A 4,725-nucleotide genomic window follows, 5' to 3' on the forward strand; every position below is an offset into this window, starting at 1 on the left:
CGTTGGGATCGACCGGTGGTGGCGGCGGCGCGTTGGGATCCACCGCCGGTCGACCCGAACGCCCCGCCGCCACCGCCGGTGGATCCCAACGCGCCGCCGCCACCACCGGTCGATCCCAACGCGCCGCCACCACCACCGGTCGACCCGAACGCCCCGCCACCGATGGAGCCGGGTCGCGTCCCGAACGCGGCGGGCGGATTCAGCTATCTGCTTCCGGCCAGCTGGGTCGTCTCCGACGCCTCGCGCCTGAACTACGGCCAGGCGCTGCTGAGCAAGCAGACCGCCCCGGCCGAGAACGGCCAGCCCGCGCCGACCGCCAACGACACCAGCGTCATCCTCGGCCGGCTGGACCTGAAGCTGTTCGCCGGTGCCGAGCAGGACAACAGCAAGGCCGCGATCCGGCTGGCCTCGGATATGGGCGAGTTCTTCATGCCGTTCCCCGGGGTCCGGCTCAACCAGCAGAGCGGGGCACTGCAGGCCGGCGACATGCCGGGCTACTTCTCGTCCTATGAGGTGAAGTTCACCGACACCACCAAGCCCAACGGTCAGATCTGGGCCGGCGTGGTCGGCACCGCCGTCCCCAACGCGCCCAAGGAACTGCGCAACCAGCGCTGGTTCGTCGTGTGGCTGGGCACGGCCAAGGATCCGATCGATCCGGCGGCTGCCAAGGCGCTGGCCGAGTCGATCCGGCCGTACACCCCGCCGCCTCCGCCGGAGCCACCGCCAGTGGATCCCAACGCCCCGGTGGCGCCGCCGCCCACGAGGGCTCCCGTCGGCGTTCCGGTTCCGGTGGAGACCCCGGTTCCGGGGATGACCCCCGGCGCGTAGGTGATCGTGGCCGTATCGAGGGGTCAATCGTTACCTGCCGCCGGTATACCAAAGGGATAGCGGCCGGCATCGGTGCTGGCCAGCGACCCCGAGGAGACCGTCATGGACATGGTGGCTGCTACTGAATTCCTCGCCCGTTCGACGACGCTGACCAGCGTCGGCTGGATCGGCTACATCATCATCGGCGCGCTTGCGGGCTGGATCGCCGGCAAGATCGTCAAGGGCGGCGGCTCCGGCATCCTGATGAACATCGTCATCGGAGTGATCGGCGCACTGGTCGGCGGATTCCTGCTGAGCTTCTTCCTCGACACCGCGGCGGGTGGGTGGTGGTTCACCCTCTTCACCGCGGTGCTGGGATCGGTGATTCTGCTCTGGCTCGTCGGGATGGTCCGGAAGACCTAACCGGCCAGCGGCGCCACGACGTCCGAGAGCGGCCGTCGCGGCGTGGCCGGCAGCGGATCGGCATTGAGCGCAGCCCAGCCGACCCGGAGCAGCATCTGCGGAAAGCCATCATCGCCAAGCAATTTCGAACGTAACTCGGCGCGGGTGGCCGCGATTTCCAGCGGCTCGGTGAGCGGGCAGCTGGCCAGCCCCAGCGCGGTGGCTGTCAAAAGCACGATGCTGGTCGCCTCACCTGCCCGCAGTAGTGCCAGCGGGTTGTCGGTCGCGGTGGCCAACACCAGCACGACACCGGCATCGTCGCGGGCCTCGGTATCGCTGGGCTGTTCGAGCACGGGATTCGCGAACACCCGCGCGGCGAACGTGCCCTGCCGGTCGGCGGCGGGAGTGTTGCGGGCCGGCACGCCCGCCGGCGTCCCGTGCCGCCCACTCCACATCGACAGCTCGGCGAGGTAGGCGGGGTCGCTGATGTGTTCACGGATCGCGTGGGCTACGACCAGCGCCAGCTCCCCTTCGTCGTCCACCCGCTGCAGGGTGACCCCCGAGCGGGCGGCACGGGCAGCCATCAGCGCGACATCGCCGGTGGGCACCGGCCACGAGGAGAACCACCGGCGATCGGTGCGCCGCCGCGGGATCGCCGCGGCCAGCGCGATGTCCTGCTCCGCCCGTGCCGGACCGAGGATCGCCACGCTGGCCAGATGGTCCGGCTCGGCCGGATTGGGAAAGCGCTGCACGTCGGCGGCCCAGCCCAGCGCGGACAGGGCGACCGTGAAATGGTGCAGTGCCACACCGCAACTGAGAATCAGATCCCGGCGCTCGGGGTCGACGCGGGGCAGGTGGCGCGTCGGGTCGGCGTAGAGGTGCACGCTCTGGTCGCCGACCCGCCAGCGCCACGGCTGGGAGTTGTGCACCGACGGTGCACGGACTGCCAGCGCCAGCGCAGCCTCGATGCTCGCCCGGTCGGGCAGTTCGGTGTCCATATCCACACGGTCACACCGAATTCGCGTTCGGCACAGGCCCCGAATGGCCTTGATCGTGGGACATTGGTCCCATGTCCACAATGCGTGCCTGGCGTGTCCGGCGGCCCGGGCCGATGCAAACTCAGCCGTTGGAGTTGGACAGCGGCGCGCGGATTCCCCAGCCGGGGTCCGACGAGCTTCTGGTCGCGGTCCGGGCGTGCGGGGTCTGTCGCACCGATCTCCATGTCACCGAAGGCGACCTGGCCGTGCACCGCCCACATGTGACACCCGGGCACGAGGTGGTCGGTGAGGTCGTCGCAAAGGGTCCGGACGCCGGTGCGGACTTCGCGGTGGGGGACCGGGTGGGGGTGGCGTGGCTGCGCCACACCTGCGGGGTGTGCGATTACTGCCGGCGCGGCGCGGAGAATCTGTGCCCGAATTCGCTCTACACCGGTTGGGACGCCGACGGCGGATACGCCGATTTCGCGACAGTCCCAGCCGCTTTCGCCCATCACCTGCCCGACGGCTACACCGACAGCGAGCTGGCGCCGCTGTTGTGTGCGGGCATCATCGGCTACCGATCGCTGCTGCGCGCCGAGCTACCACCCGGCGGGCGGCTGGGGATGTACGGCTTCGGCGGCAGCGCCCACATCACCGCCCAGGTGGCGCTGGCACAGGGCGCCGAGGTTCACGTGATGACCCGGGGTGCCGACGCCCGTGAGCTCGCGCTGGGCTTGGGCGCCGCATCGGCTCAGGGGGCGGCTGACGCACCGCCGGTCAAGCTCGACGCGGCGATCCTGTTCGCTCCGGTCGGGGACCTGGTGTTGCCTGCCCTGGAGGCGCTGGATCGTGGTGGCACACTGGCGATCGCGGGCATTCACCTCAGCGACATCCCGGCGCTGAACTACCAGCGACACTTGTTCGGAGAGCGTCAGCTTCGGTCGGTGACGTCGAACACCCGCGCCGACGCTCGGGAATTCCTCTCGTTCGCGGGCCGTCACCGCATCGAGGTGACCACTCCGGAATACCCTCTCGGACAAGCGGATCGAGCGTTGACCGACCTGGCCGAGGGGCGCATCGCGGGTGCGGCGGTGTTGTTGCCTTAGAGCGCTGCCAGGACGCCACGCAGCTCGGCGGCCAGGCTGCCCCGGCCGGCGCGATAGAGCGGCCCGGTGCCGTCGGAGAGCAACAGGCGCAGTCGCGCCATGCCCCTCGCGCGCACCGGGCGCGGCGAATGCAGAAGCAGCGTGATGTCGTCGATCACGCCGCGGCAGCCGGCCAACCGCTCCGGATTCACCGGAACCCGCGCGGAGAAGGCGCGCCGGTTGTCACACACATCGGCCAGTGCCTGCCGCAGCGTGCGGGCGAGAGCTTCGCGTTCCTCGACCGAGGTCAGCCGCGCGGTGTGAACAGCCAGCGAGCTGCCGGGCAGTGGAACGAGGCCCATTTCGACCTCGCGATCGAGCCGACCGGCGAAGAGCCGAGCCCGCAAACGGGCGGTGAAGGTTGCGTGAGCGAGGCAGTCGGACGAAGCGGGGGCGGATAATCCGCCCGGCAGCCGGATGCTAGTGTTCGCTTGGCGGATGTAATCCTGAAAATCGTTGGGCCCCATGGCCTTTTCCTATTCCGAGACGGCATCGTTGCCATCTCTTGTGACCATCCAAAACGCTACACCGGTCATGCATGACCAGTCAAGTTGATTTACTGGTCACGAACTCCTACGCTGGTGTGATGACGCAGGCCCCTGCGGAGTGGCTCGGGGACACCGAGGGCAAGCCGGCACCGATGCCGCTCTCCCGGATACAAGCGCTGGTCAACACGCTCGATCGAGAATCCGGTGCCGACCGATTGGCGCTCGCCGCCGACGCCGAGCCGTGGCTGCAGGACCAGGGACTCCTGCCGCCCGGCCGAGTTCCCACCGCCGACGAACTGCACACCATCCGCGAGCTGCGGGAAGCGCTGCGGGCCATGCTCGTGCACAACGCGGGCGGCCCGGCGCCAACCACCGGCCAGTTGGCACCGCTGAGCCGGATCGCCCACGCCTCGGCGGCCCGGATTCAGCTCGGCGTCGATGGCGCGCTGCAGGTGGCCGCCGACGGTGAATCCCTGGACGGACGGCTGCTCGGACTGCTGCTGGTGATCGCCGACGCCCAGCGCGACGGCACTTGGGCATACCTCAAGGCCTGCGGAAACGACGACTGCCGGTGGGCGTTCTACGACCGGTCCCGCAACCACGGCGGCACCTGGTGCGACATGGCCACCTGCGGCAACAAGCTGAAGAACCGGGAGTTCCGGGCGCGACGCAGAACTTAGGCCGACAGGTGCCAGACCAGTGCGGCGGCCAAGGCGCCGAGTCCGTTCAGCGACCAGTGCAGTGCGATCGGCGCGATCAGGCTGCCGCTGCGCCGGCGCAGCCAGGTGAACACGAATCCGGCCGCTCCCGTTGCGACCACCGCCATGACCACCCCGGCAAGCATGCCGACCACGCCACCGCCGAAAATCCGGGTGAAGCCGACATTGCCGCTGGTCAAGCCCAGCG

General features: G+C 69.5%; 7 protein-coding genes. 4 read left to right on the forward strand and 3 right to left on the reverse strand.

What is annotated here, in order from left to right:
* The coding region (locus HPC46_RS33715) for an APA family fibronectin-binding glycoprotein (RefSeq protein ID WP_179476336.1) at window positions 1-828 on the forward strand (828 nt) is incomplete at its 5' end.
* A 102-nt stretch (window positions 829-930) separates the two neighbouring features.
* Window positions 931-1,230, forward strand: coding sequence for a GlsB/YeaQ/YmgE family stress response membrane protein (locus tag HPC46_RS33720; protein WP_179476341.1), 300 nt, complete (start codon window positions 931-933; stop codon window positions 1,228-1,230).
* Here HPC46_RS33720 and HPC46_RS33725 read toward each other — a convergent pair.
* Window positions 1,227-2,207, reverse strand: coding sequence for an Acg family FMN-binding oxidoreductase (locus HPC46_RS33725; RefSeq protein ID WP_179476337.1), 981 nt, complete (start codon window positions 2,205-2,207; stop codon window positions 1,227-1,229). The two genes, HPC46_RS33720 and HPC46_RS33725, sit on opposite strands and share 4 nt — an antisense overlap.
* 71 nt (window positions 2,208-2,278) lie before the next feature.
* Here HPC46_RS33725 and HPC46_RS33730 point away from each other — a divergent pair, with 71 nt between their 5' ends.
* Window positions 2,279-3,292, forward strand: a complete 1,014-nt coding sequence (locus HPC46_RS33730) for a zinc-binding alcohol dehydrogenase family protein (protein ID WP_179476338.1) — start codon at window positions 2,279-2,281, stop codon at window positions 3,290-3,292.
* On the opposite strand, the gene HPC46_RS33735 is transcribed toward HPC46_RS33730, so the two are convergent.
* Window positions 3,289-3,798: a hypothetical protein gene (locus tag HPC46_RS33735; RefSeq protein ID WP_233717028.1), complete on the reverse strand. Its 510-nt coding sequence runs from the start codon at window positions 3,796-3,798 to the stop codon at window positions 3,289-3,291. The genes HPC46_RS33730 and HPC46_RS33735 overlap by 4 nt on opposite strands.
* 119 nt (window positions 3,799-3,917) lie before the next feature.
* Here HPC46_RS33735 and HPC46_RS33740 point away from each other — a divergent pair, with 119 nt between their 5' ends.
* Window positions 3,918-4,499 carry a CGNR zinc finger domain-containing protein gene (locus HPC46_RS33740; protein WP_179476339.1) on the forward strand — a complete coding sequence of 194 codons (582 nt, stop codon included), beginning with the start codon at window positions 3,918-3,920 and terminating at the stop codon, window positions 4,497-4,499.
* On the opposite strand, the gene HPC46_RS33745 is transcribed toward HPC46_RS33740, so the two are convergent.
* Window positions 4,496-4,725: CPBP family glutamic-type intramembrane protease (locus HPC46_RS33745; protein WP_179476340.1), on the reverse strand; the 230-nt coding region annotated here is incomplete at its 5' end. The two genes, HPC46_RS33740 and HPC46_RS33745, sit on opposite strands and share 4 nt — an antisense overlap.

Source organism: Mycolicibacterium vinylchloridicum (assembly GCF_013404075.1).
Taxonomy (GTDB): Bacteria; Actinomycetota; Actinomycetes; order Mycobacteriales; family Mycobacteriaceae; genus Mycobacterium; species Mycobacterium vinylchloridicum.